Annotated in this window: 11 protein-coding genes and 1 pseudogene; 4 read left to right on the forward strand and 8 right to left on the reverse strand. The window is 44.2% G+C overall.

Annotated features, from left to right (window positions below; all coding sequences use genetic code 11):
- Positions 1 to 232 precede the first annotated feature (232 nt).
- The 3 genes from F6J99_RS23325 to F6J99_RS23335 all read right to left on the reverse strand — a co-directional run bounded on the left by F6J99_RS23325 (position 233) and on the right by F6J99_RS23335 (position 6,048).
- The gene (locus tag F6J99_RS23325; RefSeq protein ID WP_293115762.1) at positions 233 to 2,554 is read right to left on the reverse strand and encodes a TauD/TfdA family dioxygenase; all 2,322 of its coding nucleotides are present in this window, start codon (positions 2,552 to 2,554) and stop codon (positions 233 to 235) included.
- A gap of 29 nt (positions 2,555 to 2,583) precedes the next feature.
- Positions 2,584 to 3,870 (reverse strand): cysteate synthase, encoded by a 1,287-nt coding sequence (locus tag F6J99_RS23330; RefSeq protein WP_293115764.1) that lies wholly within the window; start codon positions 3,868 to 3,870, stop codon positions 2,584 to 2,586.
- A 429-nt stretch (positions 3,871 to 4,299) separates the two neighbouring features.
- Positions 4,300 to 6,048, reverse strand: coding sequence for a diflavin flavoprotein (locus tag F6J99_RS23335; RefSeq protein ID WP_293115766.1), 1,749 nt, complete (start codon positions 6,046 to 6,048; stop codon positions 4,300 to 4,302).
- Between the two features lie 270 nt (positions 6,049 to 6,318).
- Between F6J99_RS23335 and F6J99_RS23340 the strand changes: the two genes are divergently transcribed.
- Positions 6,319 to 6,606, forward strand: a complete 288-nt coding sequence (locus tag F6J99_RS23340) for a hypothetical protein (protein ID WP_293115768.1) — start codon at positions 6,319 to 6,321, stop codon at positions 6,604 to 6,606.
- Positions 6,607 to 6,615: 9 nt separating this feature from the next.
- On the opposite strand, the gene F6J99_RS23345 is transcribed toward F6J99_RS23340, so the two are convergent.
- Positions 6,616 to 8,334: a diflavin flavoprotein gene (locus tag F6J99_RS23345; protein WP_293115770.1), complete on the reverse strand. Its 1,719-nt coding sequence runs from the start codon at positions 8,332 to 8,334 to the stop codon at positions 6,616 to 6,618.
- Between the two features lie 306 nt (positions 8,335 to 8,640).
- On the opposite strand from F6J99_RS23345, the gene F6J99_RS23350 reads away from it, so the two are divergent.
- On the forward strand, positions 8,641 to 8,958 hold the full coding sequence (locus F6J99_RS23350) for a hypothetical protein (protein ID WP_293115772.1): 318 nt from the start codon (positions 8,641 to 8,643) through the stop codon (positions 8,956 to 8,958).
- Here the strand turns inward: F6J99_RS23350 and F6J99_RS23355 are convergent.
- Positions 8,919 to 14,465 (reverse strand): ATP-binding sensor histidine kinase, encoded by a 5,547-nt coding sequence (locus F6J99_RS23355; protein ID WP_293115774.1) that lies wholly within the window; start codon positions 14,463 to 14,465, stop codon positions 8,919 to 8,921. The two genes, F6J99_RS23350 and F6J99_RS23355, sit on opposite strands and share 40 nt — an antisense overlap.
- A gap of 92 nt (positions 14,466 to 14,557) precedes the next feature.
- Positions 14,558 to 14,970: pseudogene (gene tnpA, locus F6J99_RS23360) on the reverse strand (IS200/IS605 family transposase); the annotation flags it as partial.
- 201 nt (positions 14,971 to 15,171) lie between these two features.
- Between tnpA and F6J99_RS23365 the strand changes: the two are divergent.
- A complete protein-coding gene (locus F6J99_RS23365; RefSeq protein WP_293115776.1) occupies positions 15,172 to 16,434 on the forward strand; it encodes a transposase in 1,263 nt (420 codons plus the stop codon).
- Positions 16,435 to 16,496: 62 nt separating this feature from the next.
- Complete coding sequence (locus F6J99_RS23370) at positions 16,497 to 16,694, forward strand: hypothetical protein (protein ID WP_293115778.1); 198 nt, start codon at positions 16,497 to 16,499, stop codon at positions 16,692 to 16,694.
- Here the strand turns inward: F6J99_RS23370 and F6J99_RS23375 are convergent, their stop codons facing one another.
- Both F6J99_RS23375 and F6J99_RS23380 read right to left on the reverse strand, forming a co-directional pair.
- Positions 16,695 to 16,946: a hypothetical protein gene (locus F6J99_RS23375; RefSeq protein WP_293115780.1), complete on the reverse strand. Its 252-nt coding sequence runs from the start codon at positions 16,944 to 16,946 to the stop codon at positions 16,695 to 16,697.
- Positions 16,947 to 17,150: 204 nt separating this feature from the next.
- A partial coding sequence (locus tag F6J99_RS23380) for an ATP-binding protein (RefSeq protein WP_293115782.1) occupies positions 17,151 to 19,914 on the reverse strand: 2,764 nt, incomplete at its 5' end.

Below are 19,914 nucleotides of genomic sequence, written 5' to 3' on the forward strand. Positions count from 1 at the left end.
TGGGGAGAGGTTTTTTTTCAGGTTAAAAATAACTTTTTATTAGCTTTAATCCCCCCTATCTCCCTATCTCCCTATCTCCCCACCTCCCCACAAATGACGTTTTAGTCGGACGCAAGAAACAGCCCTGCCTTGGTTAAGGGGGGTTAGGGGGGATCTATGTACATAATTACAAAGGTGACATACTCCCGATTTTCCCCACCTTGAGGAAAATCTCAACAATCACAACAGGGCTTTATTCAGATTTAAGATCATAGGCATAAACGGTAGCCTCCCCATGGGAAGCCCGCCCCGCAAGCGCCCCATTGATTAGCTCCTTTGCAGAGCCATCCCCTAGCACCGCCTCGACCTGAGCCACAAACTGACTCATTTCATCAGGTGTCAGCAACGCAAATGCCACATCTGTTGACCGCCAACCAGGGTCGAGGCTTAGCCTCACCATCTGTTCATCCTGGGCTTCAATCCAGTGGGATTCCGCTGGGGTTACATTACCGGTGATTGTGAACCCCATTTTCTCTATCAGCGATGTGAACCAAACACCCTCTGTTAGGGACCAGACCGAATCCAGACGCTCCCACGCTGATTCTGGAAAGAGGTTAAAATGCCAGTAAGCTTGACGACGCTGCTCTCGGCTAGTAGTGACAAGTACAAGTCGTCCACCAGGTTTCAGCACTCGTTTGGCTTCCGCGATCGCCCGCTCACATTGCTCCCTTAAAGACGTTGAAGTTTCGGCTGAATGCACATCTTCCCCTCCAAGGTGGTGTAGCACTTGGGCCAACAGCACTAGCTCAAAGGAACCGTCCTCAAAAGGAAGCTTGGTGACGGAAGCCACCTCAAAGCTGGCATTGTCCAAGTCTTGACAATGTTCTTTGGCGATCGCAATCCGCGCGGAATCTGTGTCAATTCCCACAACGTTACTTGCCGCCTCAGCAAGGTATCGTGCGTGCTGCCCTGTCCCGCAGCCAGCGTCTAACACCACATCTCCTGGCCGGACAAATCCCAAGATCTCTTGTACCCCAAAGGGGCTGCGTGCCTGGTTGTATTGGGCTGCTGACTGGTCTGAATTGTTGTCGCCCAGTGCTCGCAGGACAAAAATGTGGTGGCGTACTTCCTGGTTGGTTTCAATGCCCACAAATGAGTGCTCGTGTACCACCTCAGCCACCCCTGTGGTCACTAGTCGGCTAACCTCGGCAGTGTATTCACTCTCGGCTTCCCGCATTGACAAGACTACCAGTCCGCCATCCTTTGTGACCCGGATGAACTCTTCCAAGGCTGGTTGTGCTCGAATATGGCTTGCTAAAAGCCCTCCCACACACAGCACAGCATCGTACTGACGGTCGGGTATGGGCAAGGGTTGATTAGCATCTTCTACATGATACTTACAGTAGAGTTCCCGGCGACGCGCCTCAAACAACATCTCGGTGGAAACGTCCATTGCCTCTAGGTTGGTGAGGCCATGATTACGCATCAGCAGCAAGGCATTCTGCCCTGTACCAGCCGCCACATCTAAGATTCGTGGTTCATCGGTTTGCACCAGTTTACCGAGATATTGCGCCAAAATATCAGTGGCAATAGCTGGGATTTTGTAGCCAGCTTGATTTACGTCCTGTTCATAGCGCAATGCCCATTCCTGATAACTAGCCTGATGGTCATCTTGCTTGATGTAGTGCTCGATATTACTGATGCCTTCCTTGACATCCCCTGTTTCCCCTACATAACGCTCTGTCCGCAGATGAGGGTCGTGGGCCACCACCCGATGCATTCGGCGCAGGCCAAGGTAGTCTGCCCTAGCCAGGTGCTGCACTCCAAAGTTGTCCCAGATCACCACATCCCCCTTAGTCCAGGAATGGCAAAGAACCTGGTCTGGACCGTTGGCTTGCTCAAAGACGCGGTTCATAAGTTCCGTACTCTCCTGTTCCGACATTCCTACCAAGGACACCGTGAAATTTGGGTTCAGGTAGAGTAGTGGAACACCTGTGTCGGGATGCTTAATCACTGCCGGATGAATAGCCTGCACGTCATTAGTCACATCATCCGGTCGGTTGACCCGGGCATAACCCTTCTGCAGAGAGTGGAGAGCGCTGATACCATGCAACTGCTCCCTTAGTTCCGGTGACAGATTGCGGTACATTTGGTTAGCATTTTGGAAGCAGGTATTACCACCGCTAGGAGGCAGGATAAACCCACATAATACGCTGGCCCGGGATGGGTTAACTCGCCAGCTCATATCTGAGTGGAATAGGAAGGAATCCGCTGGAATCCCCGTGTCACCCATGGTTTCCAGAATTTGCACCTTGCCAGTGCTGTCTTTGGGTGCGTTTACTGGGTGGTAGTTCTCGATCTTCCCGAAAAGTCCCGCCAACTTTAACAGGCTGGCATCAGCTTGGATTGGTTGATCACCGAAACTGCCTCCGTCAGGAGGGATGAGCACTACCCCATTTTCATACAGCAGCTCTCGAATGCGATCGCATTGTTCTGGGGAATTAAGATCAACGTTCGTCAGCTTCACCCCAAAGGGTTTGATTTGATGGACTGCAAGAGTGGATAAGGTTTTCATGGATATTCAACTGTTTAACTGGTAAACCGTTATGATACACTGCTAATGCTATGTTCCAGAAAATCAGGCTCGATCTCTTCAGGTGTAAAAACTAAATCAGGTTTGAGGTAGTGTAAAGGATAATCTTGGCGCATACGTTTGTAGCCTCCACTAGTAATATTGAGCACAATGGTGTCCTTTTTAGCTATTTTCCCCGCTTCAACTGCTTGAATTAAAGCACCAGTTGCCACACCGGCAGCAGGACTAACATCTATTCCTTCCAATTGCTCAAATAAAGCCCTTGCTTTCTCTGATTCGTCATTAGTCACACCATACATTTCTCCATCAGTATCCGCTAATGCTTCATAAACCCCTCCCGCAAGAGAGTAAGCTGGATTTCGGTTAGTAAGTACCTTAGCAGAAACCTGACTAATGGATTTTTTTGCTTCTATTTCGCTCAAAGCAGTAATTTCTCGCTTACCCGCTTTCCAAGCATCGGTCATGGGTGTAAAAGGAATGTTTTGACAGAGGTGAAGCTTCATTTTTTTGTTGCCAAATCTGCCATCTGCTAAAAATCTGAGATTGGCTTCGTAAGCTGAAATCCCACCAGTACCGGAACCGACGGCTTGGAAATAGTGATCAGGAATTTCACCAATGGTGACTGTAGCATCCACAACCGTTAGCCCCATGCCATCCCGTCTGGCTACATTTTTAGCTCCTCCTTCCGGAAAGAAACCCTCTAATTGACTGATGATTTGTCCGATACGAATCGCATCGGAGTAGTCACCATTCCCACCAACAGCGATTAGACGAACACAAGAATCAAAACGATCCTTTGACCAGATGGCGGATAAATTTTGCTCTGGAATGACCAAGCAGAAGGGGATTTTCAGCTTAGAGCAAACCGTAGCAAACGCTCGGCCCGTATTTCCAGCTGAAGCAACGACTAGGGTTTTGGGGTTATCCTCTGGTATTCTAGCTAATATAGGGAAAGCTTCTAATTCTTTAAACGAACAAGTCGAAAGATGAGCATCTCGCTCTGGCCAGTAGCCATTGAAAGAAATGAAAAGATGATCTAATCCGAGATGGTGAGCCAGATTTTTGCTTTGATAAGTAATCGGTTTCCCATCTGCCTCTAAGTATCGATCAACCGGTAGCCAATCGATATATCGGAATAAACCTGGGAGATTCTCTTTGACTTCTAGCTTTTCGTTAGCATAGACAGCACGCAGAAGGGATGGCTCATGTTTCTCGTCACAGCAAAGGCGGAAAGGGTCTGGTTCATACTCTTTTCCACACAACGTGCAACGGAGGATATATTTGAGTTTAGACTTCATTGTGATTAGTCCTTGGCTACTGGAACATTCTAACAGCTAGTGGAAAATAGTCCCATTTGGAAGTAGGGAATAGGGAGTAGGGAGTAGGGAGTAGGGAGGGTGGAGAGATGGGGAGATGGGGAGATGGGGAGATGGGGAGATGGGGAGATTTTTATGAAGTATAATAATCGTGGCTATAGTTTTAGGGTTTAAAAAAAAAGCGACACTCTTTCCTGAGCATCACTTTTTTTAGGTCTATAGCAGTTGAATTCAAAGTTAAGACATAGTTCTATTCGGGAGCATGTCAGATCCCCCGTTTCCCTTAGTAAGGGGGACTTTTGAATATAATTCTTTTTTAAGGGGGGTTAGGGGGGATCTATATACATAGTTACAAAGGTGACATGCTCCCTTCTGTTCCCTGTTCCCTTTAAACCAAAAAAGTATTTCCTATTAATAATAGGTTCCCGACTTACGATGATGCAGGGCAGTTACTCCATCAGATAGCACCTTACCATTCTTAACTACCCCATAAACTAGCCAATGGTCACCACATTCCATCCGATTTTCTACAGTACATTCCAAATAAGCTAGGGCATCACTTAGAATTGGACAACCATTCTCTGCTTCTTCGATCTTTATCCCACCAAATCGGTCTTCACCAGGTCCAAAGGGTTTGAGAAACTGTTTCATCAAGGGTAAATGTTTCCCATCTTCTAACACATTCAAGACAAAGTTATCTCCAGTGTGCATCAAAGACTCAACTGCTCGTTCTTTAGCTACCGCTACGGTTAACCCTGGAGGGGTAAAGGTAGCTTGAGATACCCAGGAAGCTAGCATCGCTCCGGTCAGGTCTTGTTGTTTAGTAGTCACAACACACAGTGAACCAATCAACCGTCCCACCGCTTGCTCCGTGCGAGCAGCGGAAGACTCACCAGCAGGTTGCTTGGGTTTCCGGGCTTTTTTGGCTTTTTTCAGGGATTGAGCAAAATCTGTACCAGCTTCTTCACAGTATTTGAGGTCTTTGTCTGTAGGCTTAAATTTGACCCGAATCGTCTCAAAGCCAAACTTGTAACCGGCATCCCGGAACTTATTTTCTAATAGGTCAATGGCTTCCCCACTCCAGCCATAGGAACCAAAAACACCCGCTAGCTTAGTTTTCGTAGCGCTAGATAAAACCATACCCAAAGCGGTTTGAACCTGGGTTGGTGCGTGACCTCCTAGGGTAGGAGAACCCATGATAAATCCGTCTGCTTTCTCCACAGCAGCGCCAATCTCTTCCGGCTCAGCTGCTTCACAGTTCAGGGATTCTACCGATACACCAGCTTTCGTGATACCTCGTGCGATCGCTTGGGCAATAGCTCCAGTATTGCCGTAAGCTGAGGCATAAATTAGGGCAACATTGGCCTCTTGAGCTTGTTGTTGCTTACTCCATTTCCCATAGGACTCAGTCAGTTCTTGAAAGCCATAGCGCACCAAGGGGCCGTGACCGGTAGCATAAAGCTTAGCATCAAAGTCAGCTAATTTAGCTAAAGCTGTTTCCACCTGTCGGGCGTGGGGTGCCATCAGGCAATCAAAATAATAGCGTCGGTCTTCGTTATAAACCCTCCAACCTTCATCCATTACCTGGTCGCCACAGACATGAGCACCAAATAATTTATCTGTAAATAGGATTTGAGTTTTAGGATCGTAGGTACAAAGCTGATCAGGGAAACGGGGATTAGGGGTAGGGATAAAGTCTAGGATGTGACCTTCACCTAAATCGAGAGTATCATCCCCTTTCATCACCAGGATTTTAAGCTCCTGTTCTGGAATAGCTTTATCTTCTAGTTTCTCAAACAGAGTGCGCAAGGATTTAGCACCAGGATTGGAGCAAACAAAGGTAATCTCAGGAGCAAGTTTGAGCAGGGCATTCAGAGTAACCAGGCGATTGGGATTGAGGTGACCGAGGATGACATAATCGATCAGCTTCGGGTCAAGGCGTTCTTGTAATGCTTTTAGAAACACCTCTGTAAAAGATTCTCCTGGTGGATCGAATAAGGCGATTTGATCAGCTCGAATTACAAAAGAATTAGCAGTAGTGCCTCGTTGCAAGGCATATTCGATTTCAAATTTGAGCCGGTCCCAAGTACGCGATCGCAATATGAGGGTATCGGTAGCAATATGCAGGGGTTGGACGTCACGGGGTTTTGTAGTGTTCATGGGTTCAGGTTATCAGGCAGGTTATCAGGCAGGTTATCAGGTTGAAAGTTATCAGGTTGAAGGTTCTTTGGTTGAAGGTTCTTTGGTTTAAGGTTGAACGCGCACGCGTGGCCAAAGGCCAAGGTTCTTTGGTTTAATGTTACAGGTTAATTTATTGAAGGTTATTTAGTTTAAGCTTGAAATTTAATCGGTTGAAAAATCGGTTTAAATTTACAGGTTATTTGGTTAATCAGTTATCATCTTACAGATTATATTCTGAGCAAAAAAACCTTGGCCAAAAGGCCACGCGTGCGCGTTCAACCTTCAACAATCCAACCTTCAACAATTCAACCTTGGCCTTTGGCCACGCGTGCGCGTTCAACCTTCAACAATCCAACCTTCAACAATTCAACCTTGGCCTTTGGCCACGCGTGCGCGTTCAACCTTCAACAATCCAACCTTCAACAATCCAACCTTGGCCTTTGGCCACGCGTGCGCGTTCAACCTTCAACAATCCAACCTTCAACCTTGGCCTTTGGCCACGCGTGCGCGTTCAACCTTCAACAATTCAACAATTAAACCTAAGGTTTAGTAATGATTTCCCACTTTCCGATGGTGGATAGCAGTCAGAGACTCTGGCTTAGAAACCCGTCCGGTCTCAACGGTAGAGTAAACAATCCAATGATCACTACACTCCATACGGGTGGTAACTTTACACTCTAGATAAGCTAGGGCATCGCTTAGAATCGGGGAACCGTTTTCTGCGGTTTGTGTATTCACCCCTGCAAAGCGGTCAGCACCAGGTTTGAAGCGTTTGAGGAAGTGTTTCATTAAGTCTTGGTAGTTGCCTTCTTCCAGTACATTGAGTACAAAGCGATCTCCCACTTGCATCAAGGATTCAATCGCCCGGTCTTTGGCTACAGCAATGGTGAAACCGAGAGGCTCGAAGCTAGCTTGGCTCACCCAAGAGGCTAACATCGCACTCTTGACATCCCCTTTCTTGGCCGTGATGATATACAATCCACCACTGAGACGACCTAAAGCTTTGTCTAGGTCTGTATCTAGGGATTTCATGTTCTTGATCAAGCGATCGCGACTCAGCCATTGCCCCATGTCAGTACCGGCTTCTTCACAAAGCTTGTAAGTGGTTTCACTAGGAGTATCTTTGATCCGAATTGCAGGAAAGGCTTCTTTGAGTCCTAGGCTTCTAAATTGAGTACGTAGGGGGTCAATGGGTTCATCATCATCGCCATAGGATTCAAACAGACCAACGGATTGCTTGGATTTGACTGCAGCCAGTACCGTACTAACTGCTGCTGTAGTAGTGCTGTTTGTGGCTGGAGCCATGCCAATCACTATGCCAGCCGCACGGTTAACGGCTTCCTGAACCTCTTGGGGGTCAGCGGATTTGAGGTCCATCATCTCCACAGCAATCTCAGTTTTGGTAATCCCTAGGGCGATCGCTTGAGAAATGCGATCGCTATAGCCATAATCTGAGACATAAAACACAACAACCGATTTTTCTGCCTTGGCCTTGGCTTGACTCCAGTCGCGGTAATTTCCTACCAGTTGTTCTACATTGTGGCGCAGTAGAGGACCATGACCATTAGCAATAGTAGTTACCTCTCCCAACTTGTCCATCCGCTTGAGAGCAGATAGCACTGAACGGGCATTGGGAGCCATCAGGCATTCGTAGTAAAATCGATAATCTGCTTCGATAGCGCTAAGGTTGTCATCATAGGTGCTAGCAGAGCAGTAGTGCATGCCAAAGACATCACAAGTATACAGCACCTTAGTCCCCCCATCGTAAGTGAGCATGGTGTCAGGCCAATGAAGATTAGGGGCATTGACAAAATCCAGGATATGCCCATTGCCTAAATCCAGCTGATTACCACTTTTGACAATTTGGCGCTGAAACGGTTGGTGTACAAAGTCTTCTAGGAACTGGATCGCCACTTTTGAGCCCACCACAGTAATATCTGGAGCCAGTGCAAGGACATCTTTGACTAAGCCACTGTGGTCTGGTTCGGTATGGCTGATAATTAAGTAATCAATATCGGTAGGGTTAATTAGTCCGGTTAAAGTATCTAAATATAGCTGGCGGAATTTTTCATGGGAGGTATCCACCAAGGCAATTTTCTCACCCCGAATCAGATACGAGTTGTACGTGGTGCCGTTTTGCAGTCCAAATTCGATGTCGAAGCGATCGCGATCCCAATCCAAAGAACGAATAGTGGTGGTATCTGGAGCAATCTCGCTAGTCTCTATGGTTAGCCGCTTTTGAACCCGGTCAGTGAGTACTACCATCCCTTTACTCCTTTATCCGCTATTTTTAAGATATGTAACTTTTCTTTATTTTTACACAAATATCTTCAAAAGCTGGATTTAAATATGCTATGGCTCTGATTTAGGATTGGTTATAGTTCCGTTATCACAAATAATATCAAGTCAGGTTGAATACCCATAATTAGAGGAAGTGTGGGGAGATAGGGAGATGGGGAGATAGGGAGATGGGGAGATAGGGAGATGGGGAAGGTGTTTATTAAGGGTAATTATCCTGACATGATCTAAATGATAGCTAAGGCCCTAGGCTCATGCTACCCTTAACCAACCTTGGCTTTTAGGCCACGCGATCACGTTCAACCTTGGCCTTTCGGCCACGCGATCGCGTTCAATAACCTTCAACCAACCTACCTTGGCCTTTGGCCACGCGTTCGCGTTCAACCTTCAACCTTGGCCTTTGGCCACGCTACGCGAACAAACTTCAACCAACCTACCTTCAACCAACCTACCTTCAACCAACCTTCAACCAACCTACCTTGGCCTTTGGCCACGCGTTCGCGTTCAACCTTCAACCAACCTACCTTGGCCTTTAGGCCACGCGTTCGCGTTCAACCTATCGGTAGAGTAATCATAAACTCAGTGCCTTGACCCACTTCCGAGTTAACCTCAATCTGTCCCAGTAGCTTCTGAGTCACTAAATTATAGACAATATGCAGTCCTAAACCAGTTCTGCCTTGAGGTCTAGCAGTAGTAAAGAAAGGTTCAAAAATTTTGCCCACATGCTCGATGGGAATCCCACAGCCATCATCATGATATTTAAGCATAACCTGGTCTTGAATCCTTTCAACAGTTAAGGTTAACTGTCCTTGCTCTGATGGTTGATAGCCATGGGTAATGGAATTGATCACTAAATTAGTAATAATTTTCCAAATAGCTCCTGGATAAGTATTGATCGTAACTGTATCATCTCCTTCTAAAGTTAAACTATGGGAAGTCTGTTTTAGTTTAGGCTCTAAAGTAAGTAAGACCTCGTCGAGATAGTGTTTAAGATTTAACCTGCGCTTTTGTAAATCATTTTGGTCAACAGCAACTTGCCGGAAATTTTGCACCAACTCCCCAGCCCGTTGTAAGTTACTCAGAATTAATTCACTCGATTCTTGAGCCACTTCTACATAGTTTTTGAGTGCCGAGCGCTTTAATTTACCCTCTTGGAAACTACGGAGAAATCCAAGAGTTTCATCAGCTAGGGTAGAAGCAGCAGTAATCCCATTACCAACTGGCGTACTAATTTCGTCAGTGACACCAGCCACAAAGCTACTTAAAACTGCTCTAGTCTCAGATTCCACTAACTGTTTCTGAGTTGCTTTCAGGTCTTCGAGAGTTTCAGACAGTTCTTGAGTACGTTCAGCAACTTTTTCTTCCAGGGTGTTGTAGAGATTAGCATTTTCTAGAGAGATAGCCGCTTGAGAGCACAACAGTTCCAGAATTTCTAACCTATCCTTAGTAAAGGCTCCGGTAGATTGATTGTTTTCAAGGTACACAATCCCAATCAGTTGACCGTGATTTAGGATAGGTGTACACAAGATACTCTTAGGTTGTTGCTTAATAATATAAAGGTCAGCTGCCAACATCGTTTCCACACTAGCGTTATCTAATACTAAAGTTTCGGAGCTATGGGCAACATAGTTGATCACGCTAACTGAAATGTCTTGACTCTTTACTACCGGAATTGATTGCAATACGGTGATATAAAATTGCCCATCTGATTCTGAATTGCCTTCGGAGTTACCTTCGGAGTTGCCTTTGGAGATAGACTGAGTTATATAGTAAGCGTCGATCACCCATTGTCCAGCTTTAGGCAAAATCAAAGCACATTTTTCTGCTCCTGCATTCTCAATGATCACTTTCATTAAGGTAGAGAATAACTGCTCAAGTTGAATTTCCCTGGCAATAGCTTGAGATGCTTTGATCACTGTTGCCAAATCTAAAGCGTCTGAAACACTGAGGGTATGGGAGCTGATACTTTGGATTAGGGTCAAAGTCGATAAAGACTGGCTATGGTCAGTGGTGATTGAATTGCTAGGATCGAGGCTAATAGTCTGTTGTTGCTGGATCACACTCAGTAATTCAGGATAGCATTTTTCTAAATCCTCAACTTTAGCTTTAGCTCCCCAGCGAGCATAGGCATAGTAGGCATCAGTAAGGTAAATTTGGGCAATTTTTGGTTTACCCCCCTCTAAGTAAAACCTAGCAGCCAGTTCATTAGCAAGGGCTTCTTCGTGAAGGTATTCGTTATCTTTTGCGCCAGCAATAGCAAGATCGTAAAGCTCCATAGCATCCAGAGTATCCCCAACAACTCGTGCTATTTCTGCTGCCACTAAATTGTACTTGTGTTGGAAATTGGAAGGAGCATGGTTAGCCCAATTACCCATGGTTGTTTGGTTCACCTTTACTTGGTTTAGGTAGTCGTCTTGCTGAGTGCGATTGGCTGTAGGCCACGCTTCGCGATGGGCTTTGCCGCGCCAAAGGCGATCGCAGTTAGGATACTGAGCAAGTAAGGATAGGGAATAGTAGAAGTTATGAGCAACAACTACCAGTAGACCAAATGCTCCATCTTCATACTCGATAGCTTTTGAACCATGAACAACAGCTTGTTCGTAATCGTGAAAGGTATAGCGAATGATTAATTTAGCTAAATGGAGGGTAAACAGTGACTGATAATTATGAGTTTCCTGGAAATGATTAAACATTTCATACTCATTAAAGTCATCACTCACTAATTGAGATTTATCAGCTAATAATCCTTGAAAGCTTAAGGTTACGTGTTTCCATATATTAGTATACAATAAACAATATTGTTGTTGGGTTATAACTAGTAATTCGATATATTTACTAGCTTCTTGGTTTGTAAAAACTAAACTATCACCCAGCAAATATAAATGAGTAAAATAGGCGTTAATAAAATAGCCAACATATTCTATATTTCCTTCTTCACGTACACGTTGAATTCCCTCCCGCAATAAATTTAGTGTTGCTCTGCCATGTTCTTTGCCAGGACAGATAAAAACGCTGAAAATTAGGTGAACTTTAGATGTCAGGGTTTTAGCTTGATACTGCTCCAACAGCCGTAACGCTATCTGACCAGAGTGATAAGCCGACGCCACATCCCCGATAAATTCACGGAGAAACACACCGTAAATTACATAGACACCAGCGGCTAAGGATGAATGACCATGGTTGAGACATAGACCAATCATAGTCAATGCCACATACGGATACAGATTAGGTTTGATCCGATGTATCGGAGGGGCAAGGGTTAATAGAATCCGAATCGCCGCTAGTTGCTCGGGATTAGTCATGGTTGGCATAGTTGCCAAATCCCTTAGGGATGGTAATTTCACTAACTTGTTCTTGTATCCTGAGGCACTAGATACTAGGGGAATCTTCAGCTTTTCTAAGGCTTCTAATCCAATCTCTATCCCTTTGCTCTGGTAGTCTTGACCAATATAAATCTGTATTTTTAGCTCCGAGGCCTTTACGCAGTCAAGGCGGTTAGTGGCTTGGTCTAAAATACTATCGCTTAAGGCAATTGCTCTGTCAAAGTTAGTGCTGAGGTACTCTGATTGGGCGGCTTCTTGATATAATGATAAGGTTAGGTCATAGTTACTGTGCCAACTATCTGCGGCTAGCAGTTTCATCCCCAACCTTAAATAGTCAACCGCAGCAGCATAAGCTGTAGAAGCCTTAGCTTTACGTCCTGCCATTAAATTTAACTGAGCTAATTCATCCCGTTCAACTTGCTCAGAAATTAAGTCCACACCATAATTCAACTGGCTGACAATATCAAAAATTTTCTCTTCCCGTTCTGGTAAAGAGGTATTTTCTAACAGTAGTTGACCAATTTTACAATGAGTTGATTGCTTCTGGTCTTCTGGAATCATAAAATAAGCGGCTTGCTGCACTCGGTCATGCAAAAATCGGTAGCTAAACTCTTGCCCCAAAACCTCTGATACTGGTTGCCCTAAGCTTTCTTTAGCTCTCGGTTTGACATCAAAACTATCAAAGGACTTAAGCTCATAAACTGATAAGTGATCAGAGTTAGAATCCTGAAAAAACTTGTAAATTTCAGTGATTGGTAAGATAAACCCTTCTTGTAGCGCCTTCCATAAATTAGCTGCTGTTTCAGCTTCGGATTTTTCATAGACAATGGCTAGGGTTGCTAAATCAAATTGGTTACCAATACAAGCAGCCAGTTGAAGTATCTCCTGAGTCACCACTGGCAACTTCTTCAACTGAAGCGCCATAAATTCCACGACATCATCAGTCAGAGCCAGAGCTTTAATTTGAGCAATGTCACACTGCCAATAACCAAATTCAAAATTAAAGCTAATCAGTCCATCCTCAGGCAAAGATTTGAGAAATTGAGTGGCAAAGAAAGGATTCCCTTGAGTTTTTTGATCAACTAGTTCGGTTAAAGGCGCTGCTAGTTCCACAGTACAATGGAGAGTATCTGCAATCAAACAGTTAAGGTCAGATGGCTTCAGAGGAGCTAAGGTAATAGTATTAACAGTAGCCTTAGTTTTAGCAATCTGATCTAGGGTCACCATCAACGGATGGGCTGGGAATACTTCGTTATCCCGATAAGCACCAATCAGCAACAGATAACCAGTCTCTGTTTCACTCATCAACAATTGCATTAACTTCAACGAGGCCAAATCTGCCCATTGCAAATCATCCAGGAAAATTACTAAGGGATGCTCAGGAGTGGTGAAGACCTCAATGAATTTCTGGAACAGGCGATTGAAGCGATTTTGTGCGGCACTGCCTGATAATTCTGGGACAGCAGGCTGTTTGCCGATAATCCGTTCTAGTTCGGGAATGACTTCAATAATAACTTGACCATTATCTGCCAGTGCTGTCAAAATTCTAGTTTTCCACTGTTGCAATTGAGCATCAGTTTCACTCAACAGTTGCCCCATCAAGTCTCGGAAAGCTTGGACAAATGCTGAAAAGGGAATGTTTCGCTGGAATTGGTCAAATTTACCTTTGATGAAGTAACCTCGTTGCCGCACAATCGGCTTGTGGACTTCGTTGACCACAGAGGTTTTACCAATGCCGGAAAACCCTGCTACCAGTATCATTTCGATGCCACTGGTGGCGCTACTCACCCGCTCAAAGGCTGCCAGTAAGGTCTCTACTTCCGAAGCACGACCATAGAGTTTTTCCGGAATTACGAAGCGATGCTCCCTAGGACCCGCTACGCGAACGCAAATATCCCGACTGCCTAACTTAAAGGATTCAATCCTACCAGTTTCCTTCCATTGCTTGAAGCAAGTTTCCAAATCATGCTTCAACCCTAAAGCACTCTGATAACGGTCTTCGGCATTTTTCCCCATCAGCTTGGCAATCATCTGAGAAAGCATAGCAGGAATATCGCCCTTAAGGCTATCCGCAGCAGGAGGTTGCTTAGCAATATGACAGTGAACTAACTCCATCGGGTCAATGCTAGGGAAGGGTAATTGTCCCGTGAGCAATTCAAAGAAAGTCACTCCCAAACTATAGAAGTCGCTACGGTAGTCAATGCCCCGGTTCATCCGTCCAGTTTGTTCCGGTGATAGGTAAGCCAGAGTGCCTTCGAGGACATTGGGACTTTGAAGCACCTGAGTTTCCCGAGGTAGCACAGAAGCCAGACTAAAGTCAATCAGTTTGACCTGTTTAGTATCTGGATTAATCAGGATGTTGGCAGGTTTAATATCTTTGTGAATCACCCCCTGGATATATAGTCCCTGTAGGGTGGTCACAATTTGCAAGGCAATCGGAAAGAATGTGCCTAAGCTCATGGGCTGACCATTACTATAGTTACCCAGGGAAATACCACCAAAATCCTCCATCACCAATGCATAACTATGGCGATAGTGTTCCAGAGAGTAAGGCTTAACAATGCCAGGGATGTCAAGGTTTTTGGCAATGGTGAACTGATTGCGAAATCGTACCAGTTCACCGAAGCTAGGATAGTCGGTATTGAGTAGTTTAATGAATACGGGTATTTGATCCGACTCCCGTAAGCCTCTATAAACTAGGGTTCTGGAACTCCCGTAAAGGGTTTCGGTGATTTGATAGCCAGTAAGTGTGATCACAGTGCTGCTCATAGTCATGGCCAGTTGAGGATTGACAGTAGGAAACTGGTGGATCTGGATGCTTGATCAGAAGAATCACCTTAGTATTCCCAACTAGACCAGGCAAGGGATCACCCGTTATAGTCGCCAGACTTAACGGGCGGGGAATTGCCGGACGGGGTTTGTTGTTCCACATACTTTTTTAACTGCTCAATAGTCACGCCTCCACAACAGGCAAGAAAATATGAGCCTGTCCAGAAGACAGGTTTTTTAGAGTATTTGGCTAGTTGTTCAGAATATGCTTTTCTGATTAACCGACTAGATACTGTCTTGAGGTTTGCCATCAATTTGCTAAGTTGAACTTGAGGGGGATAAGAGAATAACAGATATACGTGATCTACTTTCCCATTGAACTCAATCAGCTTACATTACCATTTTTGACAAGTCTCTTCGGCGTAGCCGACGCTTCGCGAACAAAGATAGTTTTTAGTCGATTCAATATTGTGGGGGGAATCACTTGATAGCGATACTTTGTCACTAGAACAAGATCAGCGGTAAGCGTTTAAACAGACCTAAATCCTTTTTCATATTTGCTGGACATTTAAAAGCGGTAAATAGTATAATAAATACTATAGCAATCCTAAATTAGTTGTCAAATCATCGGCAAAATCTGAAATCTTTGCAGGTCTTGGGTTATAGCGATTGCTAAGGCCAATATATTTGACTAATCATTTAGGACTGCTAGATGATAATCACGTATTGCTACAGAATCAAGCCAGAACCGCAACAAATAGCCAAGATGGAACACTGGTTAGAGTTGCTAAGACGGCACTGGAATTATGGGTTAGGTCAGCGGTTAGACTGGCTAAACAGAACTCGTTGTCAGATTGATCGTTGCTCTATTATTTCAGAGCCTATTGGCGAGATTCCTGAGAAGCCTGATTATTATTTTCAGCAGTCAGCACTCAAAGAAACTAAGCAACTGTTTCCTGAATACAAAGAGATTTACTCTGAAGTTCAACAAATTAACTTGCAGAGACTTGATCAAGCCTGGAAACGTTGGCTAGTGCCAGACAAGACCGGGAAACGCGGTGGTAGACCTCGATTTAAATCAAAAGGCAAATTAAGGTCAATTGGTTTTAGTCGAGTTAATCACCCAAAAGCAGCACTTAAATTTGATGGCAAAAATATAATTATTAGTCGCTTGGGTGTTATTCCTGTTGTCAGGCATCGTCCGATACCGTTTGGTTTTGTTATTAAGACAGCTACACTCATCAAAAAAGCTGATGGTTGGTATGTTTGTTTGGTAATTCAGGATGAATCTATCCCTAAGTTAATCCCAGTTGAAACCATTAAAACTGGAGTGGGTGTAGACGTTGGGCTTAAAGAATTTGCTGTGACTTCAGAGGGTGAATTTTTCCCGATTAAACAGTTTTATAGAAAAGGTCAAGCGCGTCTTGCTAGGGCACAGAGGTGTTTATCTAGGAAGCAAAAACGCTCTAATAATTATCTAAAACAATTGAATCGAGTTCAACGAATTCACCAGAAGATTCAGAGGCAACGAAAAGAGCAACATTACCGAGTGGCTCAATCTTTAAGCCGACGCTTTGATCTGATTGCTGTTGAAGATTTAAACATTAGAGGACTGGCTAAGACAAGGTTAGCAAAATCAATTCTTGATGCAGGTTGGGGAGGATTCATGACGATACTGGAAGCAGTAGCGGTCAAACGCGGTTGCCATGTCGTCAAGGTTTCTCCTCATGGAACCTCTCAGAACTGCTCTGGCTGCGGGGCATTAGTGCCTAAAACTTTGTCGGTTAGAACTCATCAATGCCCGGACTGTGGTTTGGAAATCGACAGAGACGAGAATGCAGCGATAAACATTCTCAACCGGGCATTGAGCGAGGTGGGTATCATCTTGCCTGCCTGTGGAGGCTTAGTCAATCGACAGCCTATGAAGCAGGAAACTTCTGAGGTAGAGAGCTATGTTCAACTCTCTTTATTTTAGAAGCCCCCGGTATAATCTCCGATTTACCGGGGGAGAACTTCACAAGCAGCACTCTATTCCCATTGGGTCTAATTTCAAACTACCCGACACCCCAAACCTTCTACACTCCACTGCCCACACTCACGTCTTTGTTAAAAACCTACCCCTGTCAGGGAGGGTGGGAAGTGTGGGGAGATGGGGAGATGGGGGAAATTTTTATTAAGCGATGCAGCGCGGTCTTGGGGGTTTCCCCCATGAGCGACTGCATCAAGACAGGGTAATTATCCCGACATGATATAAATCAACCTAATTTTGTTTTCATTATCACAAACTATTGATGTTGTCAATCCTCCAAAATCAACATTTTGGGGGTGAGCAGGGGTTGAGATATGCGATCGCTTTTTTTTATTTCCTAGGCATTTTTTTCCCAAGGCACCATAAAAAAATAGACGGGTGCATCTCAATGCATGCTGTTTGAACCTGTGGTGCGTTACGGGACGGTCTGTCCCAATACTGGCTACTGATAAAATCATGGCGAGTCCGTCTTATCACGCACCCTACCCAACTAGATGCTAATAAAATTTCTCAATTCTACATTCTTAATTCTACATTCTTAATTCTACATTCTTAATTCTACATTCTTAATTCTACATTCTTAATTCTTCATTCTCAATTCTACATTCTTAATTCTTCATTCTTAATTCTTCATTCTGCATTCTGACAGACAACCTTGGCCTTTAGGCAACCCTACGCGAACAACCTATCGGTAGAGTAATAATAAACTCAGTCCCTTTCCCAATTTGAGACTTGACCTCAATCTGTCCCAGTAGCTTCTGAGTCACTAAGTTATAGACAATATGCAGTCCTAAACCACTGCCACCTCTGGCTCTAGCAGTAGTAAAGAAAGGTTCAAAAATTTGCCCTAAATGATCCTGAGCAATCCCACAGCCATCATCGTGATAGGTAATCATTAATTGTTCATCAACTCTGTCAACCTGAAGATGTAACTGTCCATTTTGTTTGGGCTGATAACCATGGCTAATCGAGTTCATGACTAAATTCGTAATAACTTGCGAGATAGCCCCTGGATAGGTTTCTATGGTAACTGTTTCATCCCCGTCTATCGTTAACCTATGGGAGGTTTGTTTGAGTTGAGGCTCTAAGCTGATTAAGACCTCCTCTAGATATTCTTTAACATTCAAGGTACGCTTTTCTAGATGAGCTTGGTCAACTGCCACTTGTTTAAAACTTTGCACCAACTCCCCAGCTCGTTGTAAGTTACTCAGAATTAGTTCACTAGATTCTTCGACAGTGTCTAGATAATTTTGTAGCACCGATCGCTTCAATTTTCCGTTTTGTAAAACCTGACTAAACCCTTGAGTTTCATCAGCTAAAATAGAAGCAGCGGTAATACTAGTACCAACAGGAGTATTGATTTCGTGGGCAACTCCCGCCACCAGACTACCCAAAGCCGCCATTTTTTCCGATTCCACTAGCTTTTTCTGAGTAGCCTTAAGGTCGTCGAGAGTATCAGAGAGTTCTTGGGTGCGTTCAGCTACCTTTTCTTCTAGGTTATGGGAATAATCTTCTAGTTGGCTTTTGGCTTGCTCTAAATTGGTGTAAAGTTGAGCATTTTCCAAGGAGATAGCAGCTTGAGAACACAAAAGTTTAAGCACTTCCAGTCTGTCACTAGTAAATGCGGCAGTGCATTGATTATTTTCGAGATATAGAATACCAATCAGTTTACCTTGATTAAGGATAGGAGTACACAAAACACTTTTTGGTTGTTGCTGAATAATATAGGAGTCAGCAGCTAAAGTTGTTTCTTCAGTAGCGTTATCAAATACCAAAGCTTGAGATTTGTGGGAAACAGCATTAATGACGCTGATCGGAATAGTATTACTTTCTTCGATAGGAATCGATTGTAGTACTGTGAGCACAGGTTTTGTCTCTAAGTTTTTGGTGTCGTAGTTTTCTGATCCTGTTTGGGTCAATTCTTGTCCACTGTTGCCTGTTGCCGTCTTGATGCAGTCGCTCATGGGGGAAACCCCCAAGACCGCGCTGCATCGCTGTTGCCTGTTCCCTACTTCTGAAAGAAGTCTTGGCTTTAGGACTTGATCAATTGAACCTTGAGCTTCAATCACCCATTTTCCAGCTTTGGGTAAAATCAGAACACATTTTTCTGCTCCCGCATTCTCAATAACGACTTCCATCAGAGTAGAGAGTAACTGGTCAAGGTGAATTTCACTAGAAAGGACTTGAGACGCTTTGATCACACTTGCCAAATCCAATGCTTCAGAAATTTTGGTGCTGCTCGATGTGACAGTTTGGTGTAAAATATTTCTAGGATTGACGCTAGTTTTTGATTCCACCAGGATCGGAGCAAGTAAGTCAGTATAGCGTTTTTCCAAATCCTCAACTTTAGCTAATGCACCCCAGCGAGCGTATGCATAATAAGCATTGGTAAGGTAAGCTTGAGCAATGGTTGTTTTATCCCAATCCAGGAAAAATTCTGCTGCTAATTCATTAGCTAAGGCTTCCACCTGAAGATATCCCGTATCCATAGCTCCGGTAATTGCCCGGTCATAACCTTCCATCGCCGACAGAACATTTCCTTCAACTCTTCCCCTCTCAGCTTCTACGAGATCATATTGGTGTTGATAATTGACTGGAGCATGTTTTGCCCACAACTGTAATCGCTCTTGATTTGCTGCTACTATCTCTAGAGCCTGTTGCTTTTCCTGGGAGTCTACCTGATTATAGTTGGCTAACAGCGCTAATGAGTAATAGAAACTATGCTCGGAAACATAAAGTGTTCCAGCTGCTGCTTGTTCATACTGCTTTCCTCTTGCTCCGGCTTCTACGGCTTCTGTGTACTCTTTAAATAAGTACAGTAGCATGGTTTTTGCGCCATAGGCACAAAGCACAAGAAAGACAATGTTATGCTCGATCCAATTTGGTAGGATAGTTGATTCATCGAGATAGTCACCAACCAAATAACATGGATTTGCTACTTGACCTAGGAGATTAGCAACGGTTTGTTGACCAATGCGGATAAAGCTTTCGTGGAAGTCAAACTTAGCTTTAGCGATCGCTTCAAAATATTTACCCTGTATCTGTTGAACAGATTCTAGATTATTCCCAGTAAAAAAATGATAGTTACAATAGTGAACAGCACCATAGAAAGCATACTCGATATCCCCGTTTTCAAATCCACTTTGAATGGCTGTTATTAATGAAGTATTTGTTTCTCGGACATGCTCTTTCCAAGGTCTAACAAACACGTTAAACATATTGCCAACTTTAGCGCTAAGCTCTACAGCATTATATTGCTCTAGGAGCTGAATTGATAAGCGACCAAACTCATAGCCGTGATCAATATCTAAGTAAGCACCACAAAGGAGCGCACCGTACCAACTATAGGCTGAAGCTGCCCAGGAGGAATGACCGTATTTAATACAAAGCTTGACTGTAGTCAAAATAATTAACGGCCACAGGACA

The organism is Moorena sp. SIO4G3 (assembly GCF_010692305.1).
GTDB classification, from domain to species: domain Bacteria; phylum Cyanobacteriota; class Cyanobacteriia; order Cyanobacteriales; family Coleofasciculaceae; genus Moorena; species Moorena producens_A.

Coding starts and splice junctions, on each gene's coding strand:
- F6J99_RS23345 (WP_293115770.1), bottom strand. CDS start 8,334: ATGGTAGTACTCACTGACCGGGTTCAAAAGCGGCTAACCATAGAGACT.
- F6J99_RS23365 (WP_293115776.1), top strand. CDS start 15,172: ATGATAATCACGTATTGCTACAGAATCAAGCCAGAACCGCAACAAATA.
- F6J99_RS23335 (WP_293115766.1), bottom strand. CDS start 6,048: ATGAACACTACAAAACCCCGTGACGTCCAACCCCTGCATATTGCTACC.
- F6J99_RS23330 (WP_293115764.1), bottom strand. CDS start 3,870: ATGAAGTCTAAACTCAAATATATCCTCCGTTGCACGTTGTGTGGAAAA.
- F6J99_RS23375 (WP_293115780.1), bottom strand. CDS start 16,946: ATGATTTTATCAGTAGCCAGTATTGGGACAGACCGTCCCGTAACGCAC.
- F6J99_RS23355 (WP_293115774.1), bottom strand. CDS start 14,465: ATGACTATGAGCAGCACTGTGATCACACTTACTGGCTATCAAATCACC.
- F6J99_RS23325 (WP_293115762.1), bottom strand. CDS start 2,554: ATGAAAACCTTATCCACTCTTGCAGTCCATCAAATCAAACCCTTTGGG.